At 40.3% G+C, this 21,868-nt stretch carries 18 protein-coding genes and 2 pseudogenes; 18 read left to right on the top strand and 2 right to left on the bottom strand.

Annotated elements, in window-relative coordinates; all coding sequences use genetic code 11:
- Positions 1-149 precede the first annotated feature (149 nt).
- Positions 150-2,381: a methyl-accepting chemotaxis protein gene (locus A8805_RS06240; protein ID WP_109709351.1), complete on the top strand. Its 2,232-nt coding sequence runs from the start codon at positions 150-152 to the stop codon at positions 2,379-2,381.
- Positions 2,382-2,506: 125 nt separating this feature from the next.
- Positions 2,507-2,671 (top strand): hypothetical protein, encoded by a 165-nt coding sequence (locus A8805_RS22070; protein ID WP_181392755.1) that lies wholly within the window; start codon positions 2,507-2,509, stop codon positions 2,669-2,671.
- Positions 2,672-2,720: 49 nt separating this feature from the next.
- Here the strand turns inward: A8805_RS22070 and A8805_RS06235 are convergent, their stop codons facing one another.
- Complete coding sequence (locus A8805_RS06235) at positions 2,721-2,945, bottom strand: hypothetical protein (RefSeq protein WP_109709757.1); 225 nt, start codon at positions 2,943-2,945, stop codon at positions 2,721-2,723.
- Positions 2,946-3,157: 212 nt separating this feature from the next.
- Here A8805_RS06235 and A8805_RS06230 point away from each other — a divergent pair, with 212 nt between their 5' ends.
- The 8 genes and pseudogenes from A8805_RS06230 (at position 3,158) to metA (ending at position 10,705) form a co-directional block, all read left to right on the top strand.
- The gene (locus A8805_RS06230) at positions 3,158-3,673 is read left to right on the top strand and encodes an SEC-C metal-binding domain-containing protein (RefSeq protein ID WP_109709350.1); all 516 of its coding nucleotides are present in this window, start codon (positions 3,158-3,160) and stop codon (positions 3,671-3,673) included.
- A 71-nt stretch (positions 3,674-3,744) separates the two neighbouring features.
- The gene (locus A8805_RS06225) at positions 3,745-4,458 is read left to right on the top strand and encodes a YdcF family protein (protein WP_109709349.1); all 714 of its coding nucleotides are present in this window, start codon (positions 3,745-3,747) and stop codon (positions 4,456-4,458) included.
- 442 nt (positions 4,459-4,900) lie between these two features.
- Positions 4,901-5,779 (top strand): aldo/keto reductase, encoded by an 879-nt coding sequence (locus A8805_RS06220; protein ID WP_109709348.1) that lies wholly within the window; start codon positions 4,901-4,903, stop codon positions 5,777-5,779.
- Between the two features lie 18 nt (positions 5,780-5,797).
- A complete protein-coding gene (gene thrS / locus A8805_RS06215) occupies positions 5,798-7,723 on the top strand; it encodes a threonine--tRNA ligase (RefSeq protein ID WP_109709347.1) in 1,926 nt (641 codons plus the stop codon).
- Between the two features lie 57 nt (positions 7,724-7,780).
- Positions 7,781-7,936, top strand: a pseudogene (locus tag A8805_RS22935) (DUF1540 domain-containing protein); the annotation flags it as partial.
- 132 nt (positions 7,937-8,068) lie between these two features.
- A pseudogene (locus A8805_RS22930) lies at positions 8,069-8,230 on the top strand (DUF1540 domain-containing protein); the annotation flags it as partial.
- Between the two features lie 197 nt (positions 8,231-8,427).
- Positions 8,428-9,795: an AI-2E family transporter gene (locus A8805_RS06205; RefSeq protein WP_109709345.1), complete on the top strand. Its 1,368-nt coding sequence runs from the start codon at positions 8,428-8,430 to the stop codon at positions 9,793-9,795.
- Complete coding sequence (gene metA / locus A8805_RS06200; protein ID WP_109709344.1) at positions 9,773-10,705, top strand: homoserine O-acetyltransferase MetA; 933 nt, start codon at positions 9,773-9,775, stop codon at positions 10,703-10,705. Before A8805_RS06205 ends, metA begins: the two co-directional genes overlap by 23 nt.
- Positions 10,706-10,888: 183 nt before the next feature.
- Here the strand turns inward: metA and A8805_RS06195 are convergent, their stop codons facing one another.
- Positions 10,889-11,761 (bottom strand): AraC family transcriptional regulator, encoded by an 873-nt coding sequence (locus A8805_RS06195; RefSeq protein ID WP_109709343.1) that lies wholly within the window; start codon positions 11,759-11,761, stop codon positions 10,889-10,891.
- Positions 11,762-12,035: 274 nt separating this feature from the next.
- Between A8805_RS06195 and A8805_RS06190 the strand changes: the two genes are divergently transcribed.
- From A8805_RS06190 to A8805_RS06155, 8 genes are all read left to right on the top strand, one after another.
- On the top strand, positions 12,036-12,959 hold the full coding sequence (locus tag A8805_RS06190) for a sugar phosphate isomerase/epimerase family protein (protein ID WP_109709342.1): 924 nt from the start codon (positions 12,036-12,038) through the stop codon (positions 12,957-12,959).
- A 15-nt stretch (positions 12,960-12,974) separates the two neighbouring features.
- Complete coding sequence (locus A8805_RS06185) at positions 12,975-14,138, top strand: Gfo/Idh/MocA family protein (RefSeq protein WP_109709341.1); 1,164 nt, start codon at positions 12,975-12,977, stop codon at positions 14,136-14,138.
- A gap of 44 nt (positions 14,139-14,182) precedes the next feature.
- A complete protein-coding gene (locus tag A8805_RS06180) occupies positions 14,183-15,148 on the top strand; it encodes a substrate-binding domain-containing protein (protein ID WP_109709340.1) in 966 nt (321 codons plus the stop codon).
- 75 nt (positions 15,149-15,223) lie between these two features.
- Positions 15,224-16,756 (top strand): sugar ABC transporter ATP-binding protein, encoded by a 1,533-nt coding sequence (locus tag A8805_RS06175; RefSeq protein WP_109709339.1) that lies wholly within the window; start codon positions 15,224-15,226, stop codon positions 16,754-16,756.
- Positions 16,757-16,771: 15 nt separating this feature from the next.
- Complete coding sequence (locus tag A8805_RS06170) at positions 16,772-17,773, top strand: ABC transporter permease (protein WP_109709338.1); 1,002 nt, start codon at positions 16,772-16,774, stop codon at positions 17,771-17,773.
- Between the two features lie 16 nt (positions 17,774-17,789).
- Entirely contained in the window at positions 17,790-18,695 is a 906-nt protein-coding gene (locus tag A8805_RS06165; RefSeq protein ID WP_109709337.1) for a sugar phosphate isomerase/epimerase family protein, read from the top strand.
- 284 nt (positions 18,696-18,979) lie between these two features.
- A complete protein-coding gene (fumC, locus tag A8805_RS06160) occupies positions 18,980-20,344 on the top strand; it encodes a class II fumarate hydratase (protein ID WP_109709336.1) in 1,365 nt (454 codons plus the stop codon).
- 478 nt (positions 20,345-20,822) lie between these two features.
- Positions 20,823-21,857: a zinc-dependent alcohol dehydrogenase family protein gene (locus A8805_RS06155; RefSeq protein WP_109709335.1), complete on the top strand. Its 1,035-nt coding sequence runs from the start codon at positions 20,823-20,825 to the stop codon at positions 21,855-21,857.
- Positions 21,858-21,868 lie beyond the last annotated feature (11 nt).

The following is a 21,868-nucleotide window of genomic DNA, read 5'->3' as shown; positions in this document are numbered from 1 at the left end:
AAAAGGTGTACCTTTTTGCTAAAAAGGTTGATTACACTTTATCACATAATTTTTAAGTATCTTCATGCACCGCAGGGAGGCGGAAACATCCGGCGAACAGGCAGACCTGCCTCAATACGGAGGGCACCAAACAGAAGGAGAACGATGCTATGAACCTTAAAAAAATGAAACTGGCTACCAAAACATCTTTGGCATTAGCAGCCATACTGACAATTTGTCTTATCATACTTATTACTGTATCAGTTTTGTCGGTCAGCAAGGAGATGACAGAGACGGTTAACAGTGAATTCTTGGGATTTGCCACCCAAAATGGAAATACTGTGCAGGGCATAATTGATGATGCTACATTTGTCGCTCAAAACTTCCAGGACTATCTGGAGGATGCCTACGAGACCTATGATCAGATGCTTGCAGTCCAAGCTGTAGACGAAACTGGAAATAAAGTACCTTTTCCCACAAAAAGGAGTGCGGTTTACAATGAGGATATCATAGAACTCAACTATGAAGTGGAAAACTATATTCTGCACAATGCATGGTCCACTGTCAAAAATAATCCGGATATTATAGGTGTAGGGGTATTTTTTGAACCATATGCTTATGACGATGCTATTAAAGATTACACGATTTATGTGAATGATGAGGATGCAGACAACAAAACAGTACAGTCCTATGGTACATACGAGGAGTACAGCAAGAACGAGTATTACTCCGTGGCAGCGACAACACAAAAAAGCTACTTTACCAAGCCTTTTGTAGACAATGGCATTACAATGATAACGGCAGCATTTCCTATTGTATCAGGCGGGAAAACCCAGGGTGTTGTCATGGTTGACATTAATGTGGATAATTTTGCGAAGGTAAAGTCCAGTGACGAAAAATATCCCACCATGTTTACAGACATTCTCACTCAGGACGGTATTATTGTCTATGACAGTGATTCCTCTGAGTATGTTGGTCAGAGTCTTGAGGTAATATTAGGAAGCGAAACCTTCGGGAAATTTAGCAAAAAGGCAGAGGCGGGCTCTGTATTTCAGCTTGATGCAGAGTTTGAAGGAGGATCTTTGACAGAATATTATTATCCAATCAAAGCGGGAGAGGAAATATGGTGGTCCTCTACCGCATTGGAAAAATCAGATCTGAACAAGACTGTTGTCAGCCTCAGCATTCTGATGATCGGCATTGCACTTTTCATTCTTGGGCTGATTATCGTAGCAGTGATTTTCCTTTTGAGAAGGATGTTAAAGCCCATCAACGGTGTTGTAACAGCAGCGGAAAGTATCCTCAGGGGCGAGTTGGATATTAATGTAACTGCGCGGTCTGAGGATGAAATCGGCATTCTCTCCAGGGTATTTGCCGCTATGTCGGATAACCTGCAAGTTATCATTTCGGAAGTGGGTTATTTACTGGGCGAGATGGCAAAGGGTAACTTCCGTCTGGCAACCCAGCATGAAGATAAGTATGTCGGAGAATATCGCAATATTTTGCTGGCTATGCGCGGTATTAACCGTAATCTGAGCAGCACATTGACTGAGATTGACACTGCGTCAAATCAAGTGTCGGTGGGTTCTGAACAAGTGTCGGGCAGTGCCCAATCACTCAGCCAGGGAGCTGCGGAACAGGCCAGTTCGGTGGAGGAACTGTCGGCTACTCTGATCGAAATCTCTCAGAGAATTGGAGAAAATGCAGAAAATGCAACTCTGGCCAGCCGGCTTTCTGATGAAGCTGGTGCGGGTATAAAAGAAAGTAATGTGCATATGGATGAGTTGATGTCAGCCATGCATGAAATTTCCGGCGCATCCAGCGAAATAGGAAAGATTATTAAAACCATTAATGATATTGCGTTCCAGACCAACATTCTTTCACTGAATGCGGCGGTAGAAGCTGCACGTGCAGGCTCTGCCGGAAAGGGCTTTGCTGTGGTGGCGGATGAGGTGCGAAATCTTGCCAGCAAGTGTGCTGAGGCGGCAAAGAATACTACAGTGCTGATTGAAGGTGCTATCCGCGCAGTTGAAAGTGGTACGAAGCATACAGAAGAAACTGCGGAGTCTCTAAGATCGGTTGTGACGAAAACGGAAACAGTGGATGCAACTATCCGGCAGATTGCCCAGGCATCTGAGGAGCAGTCCCTTGCAATTACGCAGCTTACAGCAGGTGTTGAGCAAATCTCTGCAGTGGTGCAGACCAACTCCGCTACTGCGGAGGAAAGTGCAGCAGCCAGCGAAGAACTGAGCGGACAGGCACAGATGCTCAAGGATCTGGTGGGGCAGTTTCAACTGAGGGAGGATGAATTCTCCTCTGAGGTTATCCATTATGGCAAGGAAGACGAGAGCGAAGAAACAGAATTTTATCCGTCCTCTGAGACGGGGTTCGGGAAATATTGATTGAGTATGAAGAATGGGGAAAGCCTTAAAAGGTTTTCCCTTGTTCCATTTAAAAATCTGTCATATATAAAGGTAATTACTCATATAATAATAAGGCTGAGGCTAATTAAAAAGGAGGTACTTTTATGCGTCAGAACAACAATAGAACAACTCAAGAAATAATGTCAATGGAAGAATACCTGGAGAGAAGACAACAGAAAAGAAGAACAGAAATACTGAAAGAACCGGCAAGAAAAATGAGAGCGGCAGAGTGGAGCGCCGCTATGGAACTTGTGCAATTATATGTATAAGAAATACTTTGTTGAACATTAGTAGTTCAATAAGCATGAAGTATTGTACTTAAATATCCTCATCCGAATCATCTGGTTTTTTGTTTTGAGATAAACGATAGATTAATCCATAAGCATACAGCAGAACAGGCAATAAAATTGTGGCCGCCACAGAAATCTTCAGCAAATCAGCAGAAGCAGAGCGGTCAAAGAAAGCAAAAAACAATGTGCTGCCATATAAGCAAATAAGCAGTATGGCACCAGCCAAAGCAAAAACACGTTTAGATTTCCTCATAATAATCTGAATCCTTTCTATCATAACATAGTGAAAGACAACTTCATTATAATTGAAACAAGGAAGTATTTCAACTTCGAATTTAAAGAGAAAACGCGCCCTCTTTTATCCAGCCTCTGCAAGCCGTATATCATGAAATTCGTATTTACTATCTTGAAAGTTTGTTATATAATGGGGACATGAGCGAAATTTAGAAAAAGGAGTTATATACCATGAGTGAAAAATGTTTATTAGACCAATGGAGAGACGTGGCCTATGACAAAGAACTGACAAGAGAGCAACTGGAAAAGTTCTGGGGAGCGTATTTTAATATTGAGAAAGAGATTTACGAGCAGCTTCTGGATGCACCAGATGCGGAAGTAAAGGGGACTGTGAAGGAACTGGCTGAGAAATACGGGCAGGATGTTCTGACAATGGTAGGATTCCTGGATGGTATTAATGACAGTTTAAAAGTGCCTAATCCGATCGAGACAATGACAGAGGAAACAGAAGTGAGCCTGGCATTTGATAAAGAGAATTTATATAAAAACATGGTGGATGCAAAGGCAGACTGGCTTTATGAACTGCCCCAGTGGGACAAGATTTTTGATGAGGAGACAAAGAAGCATCTTTACCTCGAACAAAAGCAATCAGGAACCATACGCAAAGAAAAGAAAGTGGGAAGAAATGATTCTTGTCCGTGCGGAAGCGGTAAAAAATACAAAAAGTGCTGCGGAAGAAATGCATAATTAAAAAAGATCCTCCGGTTCTTGTGCCCGGAGGATCTTTAGATTTTAGCCCTGCAGTCTGAGAGGAAGTAATGAGAATATATTTTGAAGTTACGGGAATAGTATGTTTGTTATATTATATTATAATTAGTTTTTACACGAGAAAATGGAATTCCACTTTTGCGTTGTTCTGGCCGGTATTCGGAGGAATACATATCTTATTGGGAATCCTGCCAATCAAAGGGAAATGGAATATTTTGCTGCTGGCAGCGGTGTTCATTTTCTGGGTTGTTTTTTTCGTAGTAGAAATACAAGTTTGTGCTGCAATGCTGAAACAGGCGGATAATAATTTGCAGTACATTATAGTCCTTGGTGCACAGGTGCGGAAAACGAAAATAACAAACTCCTTAATGAGGAGGCTGGATGCTGCCCTTCTCTATCTGAATGAAAATCCAGATACCCGTGTAATTGTCTCAGGCGGACAGGGAAAGGGAGAGGACATCAGCGAGGCGGCTGCTATGTGGGAATATCTGTGCAAACATGGGATTGACGGAAGACGGATTATTTTAGAAGATACGTCCACATCCACATGGGAGAATTTAAGAAATAGCAGTAAAATAATAGGAGATTTGGAGCATCCGGTAGGAATTGTGACGAATAGTTTTCATATGTACCGGGCATTGCAGATTGGCAGACGAGTTGGTTTTACAGAGCTCCAGGGAATTGCTGCTAGCTCGAATCCTGTCCTGCAGGTAAATTATTTATTTCGGGAATTTTTTGCTGTAATTTGGATGAAAATCAGTTGACAAAAATATCAGCAATGTTATAATAGGTCTAGATTCAGAACAGATAACACAATGACGAGACGAGTAGAATGTGGAAGAATACAGAGAAGGAAGCCAAAGGCTGGAAGCTTCCGATTGCGGAAACATTTGAAGACTACCTCTGAGTGGCTGAAAACAGTCCGTTGATTCCGTTATAATCAAGATGAAGTGGTTCTGGTATCATTTTACCAGCTCAATTAGGGTGGAACCGCGAGATTATTGTAAACTCGTCCCTTTCTGCAGTTTTCTGCGGGAAGGGATTTTTTTGTATAATAAGAAACTGCGTTTCCTATTATACAAAAACCCTCCGGGGGATCGCACTGCGGCGTACAATGTGAATGTCGCGAGGCGACCGCCGCAGGCGCAAGAGTTTGCGAAGCAAACTCTTTGTTCTATAATTGTATAAATGGAGAGGAGCTGGAAGATGAAAAGTATTTATGATTGTTATACGTTGAATAATGGTGTGAAGATTCCGTGCGTAGCATTTGGAACTTTTAAAGCAGCACAAGAGAATAATAAAAAAGTAATAGCCACTGCGATTGAAACAGGATACCGGTACTTTGATACGGCTTCCTACTATGGTACAGAGACTTACCTTGGTGAAGCAATCAGGGACAGTGGTATTCCCAGGGAAGAATTCTTTCTGACTTCTAAAATGTGGAAGGATGAAATGGGATATGAAAATACGAAAAGAGCGTTCGAACTATCTTTGAAAACGCTGGGAACGGATTACTTGGATCTGTATCTGATACACTGGCCTCTTCCTTCTCCTGATTTTCAGGAATGGAAGCAGCTTGACCTGGAGACCTGGCGTGCACTGGAGGAACTTTATGAGGGAGGCAGAGTCAGAGCAATTGGGTTGAGCAATTTTTTGCCTCATCATATAGAAAATATTCTTGAGCACTGTAAAGTGAGGCCCATGGTGAATCAGATTGAATTCCACCCGGGGTATTCTCAAGAAGCTGCTGTCAGGTATTGTCAGGAGCGGGGAATACAGGTGCAGGCATGGAGCCCTCTGGGCAGAATGAGAATATCAGAAGAGCCCCTGATTTTAGAACTTGCTGAGAAATACAAGGTGTCTGCATCGCAAGTATGTCTCAGGTATGCTATTGAGAGAGATGTGATTCCCCTGCCGAAGTCATCTTCCCCGGAGCGGATGAGACAAAATCAGGATTTGTTTAATTTTAAAATTTCCAAAGCGGATATGTACAGGTTGGAGACACTGCCTCAGATTGGGTGGTCTGGAGAACATCCTGACAGAGAAAGAGTTTATTTCGACAACAAAAGAGCAGATAAAAAATAGAAAAGAGAGGGAAAGAAAATGAAGATTACTTTAAAAGATGGATCAAGCAAAGAATATGCAGAAAGTAAATCAGTGATTGAAATTGCAGAAGATATAAGCGAAGGACTTGCCAGAATGGCAACAGCCGGAGAAGTGAATGGAGAGGTCGTAGACTTAAGGACAGTTGTAGATAAAGACTGTGATTTAAATATTTTAACTTTTCAGGATGAAAAAGGAAAAGGTGCATTCCGCCATACAGCATCTCACATTCTGGCGCAGGCTGTTAAAAGACTGTACCCGGAAACAAAACTGGCAATTGGACCTTCTGTAGCAGAGGGTTTCTACTATGATGTAGACAGAGACATACCACTTACAGCTGAAGATTTGGAAAAAATTGAAGCAGAAATGAAAAAAATTGTAAAGGAAGCACTTCCTATTGAGCAATTTACAAAACCGAGAGCAGAAGCAATCGCATATTTTGAGGAAAAAGGCGAACCATATAAAGTAGAACTGATTGAAGATTTGCCTGAGGATTCTGTCATCAGTTTTTATTCCCAGGGTGAATTTACAGATTTGTGTGCGGGCCCTCATCTGATGACTACGAAGCCTGTAAAAGCCTTGAAGCTTACAAGTCTGGCTGGTGCTTACTGGCGAGGCAGTGAGAAAAATAAAATGTTGCAGAGAATTTACGGTACGGCATTTCCTAAGAAGGCGGAATTGGATGATTATCTGACAATGCTGGAAGAGGCAAAGAAGCGTGACCATAGAAAGCTGGGCAAAGAGCTGGGTCTCTTTATGATGCGTGATGAAGGGCCTGGATTCCCCTTCTTCCTTCCAAAGGGAATGGTTTTGAAAAATGAACTTTTGGATTACTGGCGTGACATACACAATAAAAATGGATATGTGGAGATTTCTACTCCGGTTATGCTTAGCCGCCATCTTTGGGAGACATCAGGGCACTGGGGACATTACCAGGATAATATGTATACAACGGTTATTGATGAAGAAGATTTTGCGGTTAAGCCGATGAACTGTCCGGGAGGTATTCTGGTGTATCAGTCAGAGCCCCGGTCTTACCGTGATCTGCCGCTGCGTATGGGAGAGCTTGGTCTGGTTCACCGCCACGAAAAATCCGGGCAGCTCCATGGTCTCATGCGTGTGCGCTGTTTTACTCAGGACGATGCTCATATCTTCCTGACACCAGAGCAGATTCGTGGAGAAATTAAAAGCGTTGCAAAATTGATTGATGAAGTGTACAGTCTTTTTGGGTTTAAGTACCATGTAGAACTTTCTACCAGGCCGGAAAACAGTATGGGAAGTGACGAGGATTGGAATATGGCCATAGATGCACTGCGCAGTGCATTGGATGATTTGGGTCTGCCTTATGTTGTAAACGAAGGTGACGGAGCATTTTATGGACCGAAAATCGATTTCCATTTGGAAGATTCTATTGGAAGAACATGGCAGTGCGGTACAATCCAGCTTGATTTTCAGCTTCCTCTTCGTTTTGGACTGGAATATACAGGAGCAGACGGGGAAAAACACAGACCGATTATGATTCACCGTGTGGCATTTGGCTCCATTGAGCGTTTTATTGGTATTTTGATTGAACATTTTGCGGGTGCATTTCCAACTTGGCTGGCACCGGTTCAGGTGAAAATTTTACCTATTTCGGATAAATATATGATATATGGGAAAAAGGTCCTTGAGGAATTGAAAGATGCTGGTATCCGTGCAGAAATTGATACTCGCGCGGAAAAAATAGGGTATAAAATCCGTGAAGCGCAGATGCATAAGATTCCTTACATGCTTGTAGTTGGTGCAAAGGAAGAGGAGGATGGACTTGTATCTGTCAGAAGCAGAGTTGCCGGAGATGAAGGGCAGAAAAATTTGGAAGAATTTATTACATTTATTAAAAAAGAAATTGCAGAAAAGTCTGTCCGCGAAGCAGAAGCACAAGAATAATCTGGGTGCCGCCGGGGCATAATGATACTGATTTTATTATAAAAAGGAGGTATGATCATGCCAGAATTAAAATGTACGGTGCAGACTTGTGTGCACAATAAGCAGTTTTTATGTGATCTTGATAAGATCCAGGTAGGTGGAAGCGAAGCAAAGACAGCAAGAGAAACATGCTGTGACAGTTTCCGGGAAAGAACAACTAACGGCTATTCAAACAGTTATTCAGGAAGTTCTATGAATAGTTCATCAAGCAGTTATTCGGGAAGTTCCATGAATAGTTTATCAAGCAGTTATTCAGGAAGTTCTATGAATAGTTCCGCAAACGGTTATTCTAATAGTCACGGTGATATAACAGGGAGAGCATCTGACCGCAGCGGCATTGACTGTAAGGCAGTAGAATGTATGTATAACAATAATTATGCCTGTCATGCAGGGAAAATCAGTGTGGAAGGCAGCAATGCCAAACAGAGTGAAGGAACAGAATGTGCTACATTTAAATACAAAAGCTGAAACGATTAAATATATCCAGGGGTATATCATAATGCATACCCTCAGGGTAGTCATGCAGGCGGAAACTGTATGATAAAGCAAGTGCAGAGAGCAGGGAATGTTGCGACATTCTCTGCTTTACTTTTGGTTGACGGGCATACATAAAACGGGTTATAATCAATGTATCTGCATAAAATTGGGAAGGAACTGTATAGTGAATGAATGATAAGACACAGGATAAAGTGAAGAAGGAAGAAAATACAGGATATTATACCAACAGGCCATCTTTTGGAAATTATGGACCGTCAAAATTAAGACAGAAATTCAGCAGAGGAATGACTATTTTTGTGGTAATTGCTGCCTGCATTCTTTTTTATTTTGCGCTGCTTAAACTTCCTGTTCTTTCAGGCATCATAAAAGAACTGTTCCGGGTTCTGAAACCGATTGTTTACGGACTGGCTATTGCATATCTTCTGAATCCCATTGTTAAGTTTGTAGAATCGCGTTTGAAGCCGGTTTTGGAAAAGAAAATTTCCAGTCAGAGGAAAGTACATGGAATGGCCAGAGGTACGGGTATTTTTACAGCCATTGTAATACTTCTTTTTGTGATAGTGGCTTTGTTTAATATGATGATTCCGGAGTTATACGGAAGCATCAGAAGCATGGTAATTACTGTGCCAAGCCAGTTGAACCTGCTGGCAGGCCGAATTGCCGAAATGAATTCTCAGAATACGACTTTAAGCCTGCTCTTAACTAATATATTAAAAGAGGGTACGGAATATATACAGACCTGGATGCGCAGCGACTTGCTCGGCCGGATTAATGTTGTGATGTCTAATCTCACAGTTGGGGTCATTAACATTGTCAGTGAACTGCTGAATGCTGTTATTGGTATTATCGTATCCATCTATGTATTGTTTAGTAAGGAAAAGTTTGCAAGCCAATGTAAAAAGATTGTATATGCAATTTTCCGGCCGTCACAGGCCAATATGATTCTCCATCTGACAGTTAAGAGCAATGAGATGTTCGGGGGATTTATTATAGGGAAGATTATAGATTCCGTTATTATAGGCATCCTGTGTTTTGTTGGTCTCTCGCTGCTGAAGATGCCGTATACTATGCTGGTCAGCGTGATAGTAGGTGTAACGAATGTAATTCCTTTCTTTGGACCTTACATCGGTGCTATACCAAGTGCCATTCTGATTTTGCTGACGGACCCAAAGATGGGGATTTATTTCATTATATTTATTTTTGTGCTGCAGCAGTTCGATGGGAATATACTGGGACCAAAGATTTTGGGGGACACTACAGGGCTTTCTGCGTTTTGGGTGATATTTGCCATTCTGTTGGGAGGAGGCCTGTTCGGAATTATTGGGATGATATTGGGTGTGCCTACATTTGCAGTCATTTATTATATTATTAACATGCTGATTAATCACATGCTGGAGAAGAAAAAACTGCCTGTCGATACTACAGCTTACGGGGTGACAAGCTATGTGGATTCCGGCGGGGCATATGTGTATTCAGAGGAAAAAAATCTTATAAAAGAAAAGGGGAATGAAAATGCCAATAAGAGTACAGAATGATTTACCGGTAAAAGAAATATTGGAACAGGAGAATATATTTGTGATGGATGAATACCGTGCCACCCATCAGGATATCCGTCCTATCAGTATCGGACTTTTAAATCTGATGCCTCTCAAGGAGGCTACGGAACTTCAGATTCTTCGTTCACTGTCCAACACACCTTTGCAGGTAGATGTGACCTTTGTGCGGGTCAGCAGCCATGTGTCTAAAAATACATCTACCAGCCATATTTTAAAATTTTATGAGACATTTGAAAGCATTAAAAACCGGAAGTTTGACGGTTTTATTATTACAGGGGCGCCAATTGAACAGATGCCTTTTGAAGATGTAGATTATTGGGATGAACTGAAAGAAATTATGGAGTGGACTACAACAAATGTTACTTCTACTCTGCATCTCTGCTGGGGGGCACAGGCAGGTTTGTATTATCATTATGGAATTAACAAGGAGCAGCTCCCGGAAAAAATGTTCGGTATATTCCGCCACAAAGTGGAAAACCGTAAGATTCCGCTTGTCAGAGGGTTCGATGATGTTTTTTATGCTCCCCATTCCAGGCATACTACAGTGCCCAGGGAACTTCTGCAGAAGGATGAGAGAATCACGATACTGGCAGATTCCCCGGAGGCGGGTGTTTTTCTGTGCATGGCAAAAGAGGGAAGACAAGTCTTTGTCATGGGCCATCCGGAATATGACAGAGTAACACTGGATTCAGAGTATAAGAGAGACACAGGAAAGGGGTTGGATATAAAGGTTCCGGTTAATTATTACTCGGATGATAACCCTGAGAATAAACCAGACTTAATTTGGCGTGCACATGCGAATATTTTATATACCAACTGGCTGAATTACTATGTATATCAGGTAACACCTTATGATCTTATTGGAACACCAGACTTTGGAAGTTTCTAACCCCTTGTAAACAGAGGGGGGGGCTGAGAGAATTTGATGTTTTATAGCAGATCCACATATATATCAAAAAATTGAATAAACAATATTTACGCAGTAGGGCACATCAGAAAGAAAATCTGAAGGTGCCTTTTTGCATTCATTTTTAGAAAAGGAAAAATGAAATTCTATATAGTAAATATGATATTAAAGCTCGTGTTTGTAGGCTGCAATCCAGTATTTGCGGTATCCGCCAGGAGTTGTTCCGACAATTTTAGAAAAGGCAGAATGAAAATGATTAGAGTTTTTGTAACCAACCATTAAAGCAATTTCCGTGACAGGCAATGAAGTATTGATAAGTAGTGACTGTGCTTCACCTATTCGGCGTTTTATAACATATTGCATAGGAGAAATCCCGGTCATTTTTTTGAAAATATGAGCGATATAGTATTGACTTAAGTGATTTGCTTCGGCTATGCTGCCAAGATTAATGTTTTCCTCCATATAGTAAGTATCAATATAGTTTTTTATCTTACGACCTAAAATAATATCTTCGCTCTCTTCCAATAATGGAATATCTTCCGTAAGAGCTATGATTTTCAACAGTAGAATACGTATCAAATAATTATTTATTTCACCATTAGCAGGAGACTGGGCAATAGTTGTTTGATGAATCATTTCAAAAAGATGGTGAAAACTATCATACAGATCGCCAGTGGCAAAAACTGCTTCTTTATCTAAAGCCGTTAAATGGTTAGACGGCAGATTCTTAAGATGTAAATTCTTAATCGCAACACAATAAACATCAAGGCTTTCATCGGGAAAGCTGTTTTCATCATGTAGAACGCCTTGATTGTAAATTAGTAAATCTCCCTTTTTTGTATAGTATTTTTGGTCACCAATTAGATGAATACCTTTTCCGGCTACGATAAATACAATTTCTAACTTATCAGGATGCATATGTAGCACTCGTGGTAAATCATTATGATGGGCTTCGACCTTACAGGAATATACTAGTTGCGGTATGTTATCGTCAGGAAAGGTAGAAGAGAACGCATTTTGATTAAATATTTGAATCATAAGATATCCTCCATATGTTAAGTGTTAGTTATTATTTTATATCAGAGAGAGTTGTCAGACAAGTATTAAGAATGACAAATTAATAACGAAAAGCAAGAATATATACTTTTGGAAAAAGGCATTATGTACAAAACGTATAGGTTGGCTTGTTTGTATGGAAAAAAATACACAAGAATTGAAAGGTGAAAAAGAGCTACACTTGGTATAATATACCTAATAAATCGAACTTGCAAGGCGTTTATTACAACAATATGTATAACAGGAGGGAGAAGCAATGGCAATGAAAATTACCGGTGCTCCATGTTGCTGGGGGGTTGATGATCCCAATAATCCCTATTTGCCTCCATGGCAAAAAGTACTAGAAGAAGCCAGTGAGGCAGGATATCACGGAATTGAGCTGGGACCATATGGATATATTCCGATTGATATTGAGGTGGTTCAGGCTGAGCTGGAAAAGAATAAGTTATTTATTGTAGCGGGGACAATTTTTGATGATTTGGTTAGTGAAAGTAATTATGCAAATTTACAGAAGCAAGTCCATGATATTTGCTCGTTGATAACAAAACTTCCCAAGCCGCCTAAGGAGGATGGGCAGGTATATTCGGCTCCATATCTTGTAATTATTGACTGGGGGCATGAAGAAAGGGATTATGCAGCTGGGCATCCTGATAAAGCACATCGTCTTTCTGAAATGGAGTGGAAAGAGATGGTTAGTCATATTAAAGGTTTGGCTAAGATTGCACTTGAAGAATATGGTGTTCGTTCTGTCATCCATCCACATGCTGGAGGATATATTGAGTTTGCTGATGAAATTGATCAGATTGCTATGGATATTCCGAGCGACTTGGCTGGTCTTTGTTTAGATACTGGTCACTTATATTACTCGAAAATGGATCCTTTAGTATGGTTAGAAAAGTATAAAGAGCGATGTGAATATCTACATTTTAAAGATATTGATACAAGAATCTATGAAGATACTATGAAGCAGCACATCAAATTTTTTGATGCTTGTGGGAATGGTGTGATGTGTCCAATCGGTGAAGGCATTATACCGTATAAAGAAATTTTAGATTTGTTAGAAAAAAATAGCTACAGTGGGTATATAACTATTGAGCAGGAAAGAGATCCACGTAATGCTGATACAAGCTTACAGGATGTTAAAAAAAGCCTGAATTATTTACGCAGCATTGGCTATTGAGGTGGAGGTAAAAAAATGATTTTCGGAAATAAAGTAATTGAAAAACCATTAAGATGGGCTATGGTCGGAGGTGGCTATGGCAGTCAAATTGGATATATACATCGCTCAGCAGCCTTGCGGGACTTCAATTTTGAGCTATTAGCAGGAGCCTTTGATGTTGATCCTCAGAAAGGGAAAGAGTTTGGTGTACAAATGCATGTGGATTCAGACAGGTGTTATCCGGATTATAAGACAATGTTTGCCGAAGATGTAAAACGTCCTGACGGAATCCAGGCCGTGTCGATTGCGACTCCTAATGGGACACATTATGAGATATGTAAGGCTGCGTTAGAAGCCGGACTTCATGTGGTTTGTGAAAAACCGTTATGTTTTACTTCAACAGAAGCAGAGGAGCTGGCGGCACTGGCAGACAAGAATAACAAAGTTATAGGGATTACATACGGTTATTCGGGGCATCAAATGATTGAGCAGGCAAGAGAAATGGTTGCAGATGGAGCTTTGGGCGAGATTCGAATCATTAATATGCAGTTTGCTCATGGCTTTCATAATGTTGCGGTAGAAGCAAATACAGCTAGTACGAAGTGGCGTGTAGATCCCAAAATAGCTGGACCGAGCTATGTATTAGGAGATATTGGAACACATCCGTTATATTTGTCCGAAGTAATCGCCCCCAATTTAAAGATTAAGCGTTTGATGTGTAGCCGTCAAAGTTTTGTTAAGTCTAGAGCACCATTAGAAGATAATGCATATACAATAATGGAATATGACACCGGTGCGGTAGGAACCGTATGGTCCTGTGCCGTGGATGCTGGTTCTATGCATGGGCAAAAAATTAGAATTATTGGCGAAAAGGCAAGCTTAGAGTGGTGGGATGAGCACCCGAACCAATTGCGCTATGAAGTTCAAAATAAACCTGCTCAAGTATTAGAACGAGGAATGGGTTATTTAGCCCCTCAAGCGATAGCAGAAGATCGCATTGGTGCTGGTCACCCGGAAGGTCTTTTTGAAGCATGGGCAAATCTATATCGCCGTTTTGCCATGGCAATGGTAGCAAAGGATAATAAACAAGAGACTGATTTCTGGTATCCGGATGTTAAAGCCGGAATGGAAGGTGTACGTTGGGTTGAAAATTGTGTTCGCTCAGCTGACGATGGCGGAATTTGGATTGATTACAAGTAAAAAAAATTTATTGCTGTTTGCAAGAAAGGTTAAAGGGGATTTATATGAAAAAGAGAATACTTAGTTTACTGATGGTCATAATTGTAACATTTGCAATTATTGGTTGTGGTGGTGAAAGTAGTGGTAATAGTAGTGATACCACTGAAAAAGAGGGAATAACCATTGGTTATGCCTGCAAAGATGTTAATGATACATTCCAGACATATTTGATTGAAGCTGCTCAAGAATATGCTGATAACAATGAGATTACACTCAATGTGGTTGATGCGCAAAACGATGTAGTGAAACAGCAAGATCAAGTTAAAGACTTTATTACTCAAGGAGTAGATGCTATTTTAGTTTTGATTATTGATACAAGCTCTGCAGCACCGATTACAGCAGCGGCCCAGGAAGCGGGAATTCCTTTGGTTTACGTAAATACAAATCCTTATCCGGACGGTGATGTGCCGGAGGGTGTATATTATGTAGGTTCTATTGAAAAAGAGGCTGGCGAATTACAAGCAGAGTATATTGGTGAACTTTTAGGGGGGGAAGGAAATGCTTGTGTACTTCAAGGAAGTCTGGTTCACGAAGGAGCGGTTCAAAGAACGGAAGGTGTGGAGGATAAGTTGAGTGAACTGTATCCGGATATAGAGATATTGGCGAAACAGCCGGCTGATTGGCAGAAAGATGAAGCAATGAACGTTATGGAGAACTGGCTTACCACCTATAATAATGATATTCAGGCTGTATTTGCAAATAATGACGAAATGGCATTGGGTGTTGTAAATGCACTGCAGGCAAATGGATTAACAGATACTAAGGTTATTGGAATAGACGGAACAACGGCTGCCTTAGAAGCAATTAAAGAGGGTACTTTGGCCGGAAGTGTATATCAAGATGCAACCGGTCAAGCTCAAGGAGCGATGGAAATAGCGAAAACAGTTGTTACCGGAGAAACTGTAGCTGAACAAGTTAAATGGGTACCATTTATCTTGATTACCCCGGAAAACGTGGATGAATTCATGTAAATAAAAACTAACCGTATGCAAAGGATGGGTTATTTAAACCCATCCTCATACGATAAGTAAAAGAGGAGGAAGAAGATGTCTCCGGAATATCTATTAGAAATGCGGGATATAACAAAAAAATTCCCTGGTGTTCAAGCTTTAAAAGGCGTTCAATTGAAAGTTAAACCAGGTGAAATACATGCTCTGGTTGGAGAAAATGGAGCAGGAAAATCTACTATTATGAAATGTCTGATGGGGATATATAAACCTACATCAGGGAAAATCGTTTTTGATGGTCAAGAACGTGAAAATTATAATGTAAAAGAAGCGCTTGAATTTGGTGTAGCTATGATTCATCAAGAATTGAGTCCAGTATTACACCGTTCTATTGCTTGTAATATGTTTTTAGGACGAGAACCCAAAAATAAAGCAGGTAATATTGCTTGGAAAAAAATGAATGAGGAGAGTAAGCAATGGTTAGAGGCAGTTGAGTTAGATGCAGACCCAAGAACCTTGATGAAGGATTTAACCGTTGCTCAAATGCAGATGGTTGAAATTGCCCGTGCAATATCCTGCAATGCTAAACTGATTATTATGGACGAACCTACCTCGGCACTTACAAATAGGGAAGTCGATCATTTGTTTAGCATCATGAGGAAATTAAAAGGAGAAGGAAAAAGCATAATTTATATTTCTCATAAACTAGATGAAATTTTCGAAATATGTGATGTCATTTCGGTTTTTCGCGATGGTGCCTATATTGGGACAGAAGAGAGCGGTAAGTTAGCAATGGAGAAAATGATTCAAATGATGGTTGGCCGGGAAGTTTCAAATATGTTCCCCAAAATTCCGTGCGACATTGGAGAACCATATCTGGAAGTGAAAAATTTAAGCCACAGTCACTATTTTAAGAATGTTACTTTTAATGTTCGGCGTGGTGAGATATTGGGTATAGCAGGTTTGGTAGGTGCAGGGAGAACTGAAGTAATCGAGACAATATTCGGAATAAGGTCTAAAGTCGGAGGAGAGATTAGAATTGGCGGTAAACCAGTCGAAATTAAAAACAGCGAGGAAGCAATTGCAGCAGGAATTGCTTTGTTGACAGAAGAACGACGCCAAAATGGGATTTTCCCTATTCTTGATATTAAATTCAATACTAGTATTGCGAACATAAAGGGATACATAAATAAGCTTGGGTTTATTAAGAAAAAAGCTATATTAAAAGATTGTCAGGAATATATCGATAAGTTGGAAATAAAGACACCATCAACCGGTCAATGGATTCAGTATCTAAGTGGTGGAAATCAACAGAAAGTACTGATAGCGAGGTGGCTATTAACGAAGCCGGATATAATTATGCTTGATGAACCAACCCGGGGGATTGATGTTGGTGCCAAAGCAGAAATCCACAAGCTGATTTCGAAACTTGCCGGTGAAGGGAAATGTGTAATTATGATTTCCTCCGAGTTACCAGAAGTTATGGGAATGAGTGACCGTATTATGATTATGCATGAAGGAAAGGTAACGGGATTTCTGAAAAACGATGAATATATTAATCAGGAATTACTGATGCAATATGCGTCAGGAATTCGGGATGACTATTTAACAGATGAGAAAAAGAAGTATTAAATAGGGGGAGAAGAAATGCAAGAGGTAAAAGAAAGTAGTGTAAAACGCTTAAATCTAAAAGAAGTACTTTCCACATATGGAATTGTATTTGTTTTAGTCATCATGGTAATTCTTATCAGTATCATCAAACCACAATTTTTATCACGCAGTAATTTATTAAACGTATTAACGCAAAGTTGTATCTTTGGGATCATGGCATTGGGGGTAACCCCAGTAATCATTGCGAAAGGAATTGACCTATCATTAGGGTCGATTGTAGCATTTTCCGGCTTGGTTCTGGCAAGTTTGTCTCAGATTGCAACTGCTGGAGATAAGATGTTTGAAGGTTTACCTCAATTGCCAATTATTGTTCCTATTATTGCATGTTTGCTGGTAGGCATGCTCTGTTGTGGTTTTAGTGGGTTTCTGGTAGCAAAAACAGGTATTCCGGCTTTTATTGCAACATTAGGAATGACTACAATTGTGCGAGGGGCTTGTTTGATTTATTCGGGAGGCAAACCACTAACAAACTTTCAACCGGCTTTAATAAAATTGGGCGGTACAGTGGGAGGATTTCCAGTTCCGGTAATCATATACATTATCTGTATTATAGTTACGTTTATTTTACTAAACCATACCCGTTTTGGAACTGATGCATATGCTATAGGTGGAAATATTAATGCGGCTGAAGTTTCTGGAATTAATATTAGTAAGGCTATAATCAGTGTGTTTGCTTTTTGTGGAATTATGTGTGGTGTTGCTGCAGTTGTATTTGCGGGCCGAGTTCAGAGTGTGCATCCTGGGGCTGCCAAAGGTTATGAACTAACTGCTATTGCAGCCACAACTATAGGTGGAACTAGCCAGTCCGGCGGAATTGGAACTATTTGGGGCGCTGTTGTAGGTGCATTAGTATTAGGTGTTTTGCGCAATGGTATGACTTTACTGGGATTAGATGCTTATTGGCAAGAAATTGTTGAGGGAGCAATCATTATCGGAGCAGTTATTATAGATATGCGTAAAAATGCCGTGAAGAAATAAAGAAGGGGGCGTTCGTATGAAAATAGCATTTGATGTTGATGTATTAACTAAACAAATGGATATTAACCGGATGGTTCATCAGGTAGCTGATTGGGGATATAAATACATTGAACAATCGCCCCATCCAAGGATTAACCCATTTTACAAACATCCGCTCTTTTCTAGAGAGTGTGAGCAGGAATATCGAAAAGCGTTAAAAGAAACAGGTGTGGAAATATCGTCTTTGATTTGTGTTTATCGCTGGTCAGGACCAACTGAAGAGCAAAGGAGATTTGCAGTTAAAAATTGGAAGAGGCTGATAGAGATTGCGGTAGATTTAGGGGTTCGGGTCATCAACACAGAGCTTGCAGGTGATCCAAATCAGCAAGAAATCAGTAACGGTATGTGGTTCCGTTCGGTGGAAGAACTTTTGCCAATTATTGAGCGCGAGGAAATTCGTGTGGAAGTGCAATCTCATCCTTATGATTTTTGTGAGCTAAATAATGAATGTTGTGATATGGTAAAATCATTCCGCTCAGACTATTTAAAATATGTATATGCCAGTGCGCATGGATTCTTCTATGATACAGGGAAAGGAGATGTTCGTAATATGCTGGAATATGCTGGCGAGGATTTGTCTCATGTATTATTTGCAGATACGTTTAACCAGGAAATGGATTGCCGTTATATCGTAAATCCGCCGTGGTTAAATAATCGTGGCAGTGCTGACGTTACAGTTCACCAGCATCTTGCAATGGGTGAAGGGGATGTGAATTTTGCAGAGATATTCAGTACTCTGCGAGATATGGATTTTGCTAACCGTGACTTTAGAATAGGTGGAGAATCAATAGCTTGCGTATCGTACTTTGGTTTTCCTGAGAAAATGGATAGACAAGCACCGGAAGCGAGAGAGAGAATAGAAAAAGAATTGTTAGGTAAATGATACCATTGAACTCTGAACTCCTAAAAAATCTAAGTGCTCCCGGTTTGGCTATAAAAAATTCTGGACTTTGGTTTTCGTCATATTTATAGAAATGTGTGGTATAACTGTGGTATTATAAAACGACAGAAAAACCGATTGTGCTACGTCCCGGAATACAGGGCCTTTGCAAGAAAGGAATGTTGTGTGAAACAAATTTTGCTTTGTATAACCGCAGATACGGAAATTTCTGGTAAAGAGCTGTTTTTGAAAAATGCAAGATAGTTTATATGACAGGAGGGAGAAAAATGGAGTACCGGATAGAACATGACACAATAGGAGAAATAAAGGTCCCGGCAAATCATTGCTGGGGAGCGCAGACACAACGCAGTTATCAAAATTTTGCAATTGGGAATGAATGTATGCCGGAAGAAATTATAAAAGCGCTTGTCATATTAAAAAGTGCAGCGGCGGAAGTAAATTATGACCGGAAAAAGCTGACGGAGGAACAAAAGACTGCTATTTTGGAAGTCTGCAAGGAGATTGCGGAAGGAAAGTATACCGAGGAGTTTCCGTTGAAAGTTTGGCAAACAGGAAGCGGGACTCAGAGTAATATGAATGTTAACGAAGTGGTTGCGCATATAGCAAATCGGAATTATCAGAACCTGAACCTGCATCCAAATGACCATATCAATATGTCACAGAGTTCTAATGATACATTTCCTACGGCGATGAATATTGCGGCAGTAATGGAAATTCAAGAGCGGTTGATTCCTGCAGCAAACAACATGATTGATACGCTGAGACGGCTGGAAAAAGAAAATCAAGATGTTATAAAGATTGGCCGGACTCATCTTCAGGATGCAGTACCAATCCGTTTTTCGCAGGAAATCAGTGGCTGGAGAGGCATGCTGGAAGAGAATAGAATAATGATTCAGAAAGCAGTGCAGCATTTACGGTATTTGGCAATAGGAGGAACGGCAGTCGGTACAGGCCTGAATTGCCCGGAGGGGTTTGATAAAGATTGTACTCGTGTAATCTCAGAAGTTACAGGTGAATCTTTCTTTCCTGCGGAAAATAAGTTCCATGCACTGACTTCCAAGGATGCATATGTTTTTGTGCATGGTGCTCTAAAGGCTCTTGCGGCAAATCTTATGAAAATTGCAAATGATATCCGGTGGCTGGCAAGTGGACCGCGATGCGGAATAAATGAGATTCGTATTCCGGAAAATGAACCTGGAAGCTCGATTATGCCTGGAAAAGTGAATCCTACTCAGTGTGAGGCAATTACAATGATTGCTGTGCAGGTGATGGGAAATGATGCGGCGGTAGGTTTTGCTGCATCACAAGGGAATTTTCAGTTAAATGTATTTATGCCTGTACTGGCATATAATATGCTTCAGTCAATACGGCTGTTGTCAGATGGAATCTATTCCTTTGAGAAACATTGTCTGAATGGTCTTGAAGCAAATTGTGGAAAAATGAACGATAATTTGAAACGTTCATTAATGTTAGTTACTTGCCTGACACCGGAAATCGGTTATGAGAAAGCGGCAGCTGCTGCAAAGAAAGCGTTTAAAGAAAGCACAACATTACGAGATTCTGTAATAGCACTGGGCTACATGACAGGGGAAGAATATGACGAAAAAGTAAAACCGGAAATAATGGTATAGAGGATGACGTGATAATAAAAAAGTATAACTATTTAACCAAAGATGCTGCACAAATAAGAATGGATGTATAAAAGTTTAGACAGTATAAGTATTGCAAAAAGGTAAAAGTATTTTTAGGAATATGGTTTATAAAGGAAAACATGGAGATACCGTGTTTTCCTTTTTGTTTATAATGGTTTTTAGCGTAAACAAATAATTGGATATAACTCTGAAAATGGAAAAGTTTAACATATATTCTGTTTTAAGCGAAAATATTGAAAAAATATAGGTTTTATAGGAATGATAAGGACTTTTGATGAATAATAAGATAAAATATTAACAAACCATAGATATAACAAGTGGAAAAAAATATATAAAATAAACAAAATGATATTGACGGAAAAAGATTCATGTGCTAATATTAAAAACGAAAAAAGTTAATTATATAAATTTATTACCAACTTCAAAAAGATATAAGCAAGAGCAGAGGAGAACAACTATGAAAAGTGCAGTATTTTATGGAAGACATGATATTCGCGTAGTTGAACGTGAAATTCCAGAATTAGAAGCTGAAGAAGTTTTGATTCAGGTTATGGCCTGTGGAGTATGTGGGTCGGACCTTCATATTTATGAAGGCGACCAAGGCTCTACAACAACAATTCCACCACAGGTACAGGGGCATGAGTTTTCTGGAATTATTACAAAAACAGGAAGTGCGGTAACGAATTGTAAAGTGGGAGACAGGGTTTGTGTTGACCCTGCAGATAATTGTGGAGAATGCTTCTATTGTGCATCGGGGATGATGAGCCATTGTGACCACATGAGGGCCATCGGGACGAATGTAGATGGTGGGTTTTCTCAGTATTGCAAGGTTAAGAGCAGACTGATTCATCATCTGGAAAATAATACTACATATATCGAAGGTGCGATGGCAGAACCTCTGGCATGCTGCATTAATGGTATTGACCGCAGCAATATTAAGCCAGGTGACAACGTTGCTATCTACGGCGGCGGAATGATTGGTCTGCTGATGCTTCAACTGGCAAAGTTAAAAGGAGCCTCGAAAGTTGCATTGATAGAGCCGGTAGATGAACGCAGAGAAATGGCCCTTAAACTGGGTGCGGATGTAGTAATCAATCCACTTGAGCAAAAAGTAAAAGAAGTATTGCAAAAAAATAAGATGGTACATATTAGAGTGGCGATTGAGTGCTGTGGACTGAGAAGCACATCAGAAGAAGCAATTGAAATCGTTGATAAACAGGGAACAGTTGTGTTGTTTGCAGTTACGGCTCTTGATGCGGCTATGGATTTGAAGACTTATACAGTATTTCAAAAAGAAATTACAGTGTGCGGGTCTTACTGCAGCCCTTATACGATGGCGCGGGCCGTAGAACTCATTAACACACACCGGATTGATGTCACATCTATGCTGGGAGGCTTTGAACCCTTAGAAGGAGTGGCGGAAGTATTAGGGGATGCCCAAAAACGGGCAAAAGGAAAATTTGTGATTCTTCCAAATGGGAATCTGGATTAACAACCTGGCAG

Origin of the sequence: Faecalicatena contorta (genome assembly GCF_003149105.1) — a bacterium.
Taxonomy (GTDB): Bacteria; Bacillota; Clostridia; order Lachnospirales; family Lachnospiraceae; genus Muricomes; species Muricomes contortus_C.
This window is presented reverse-complemented; position numbering and strand designations above follow the sequence as displayed.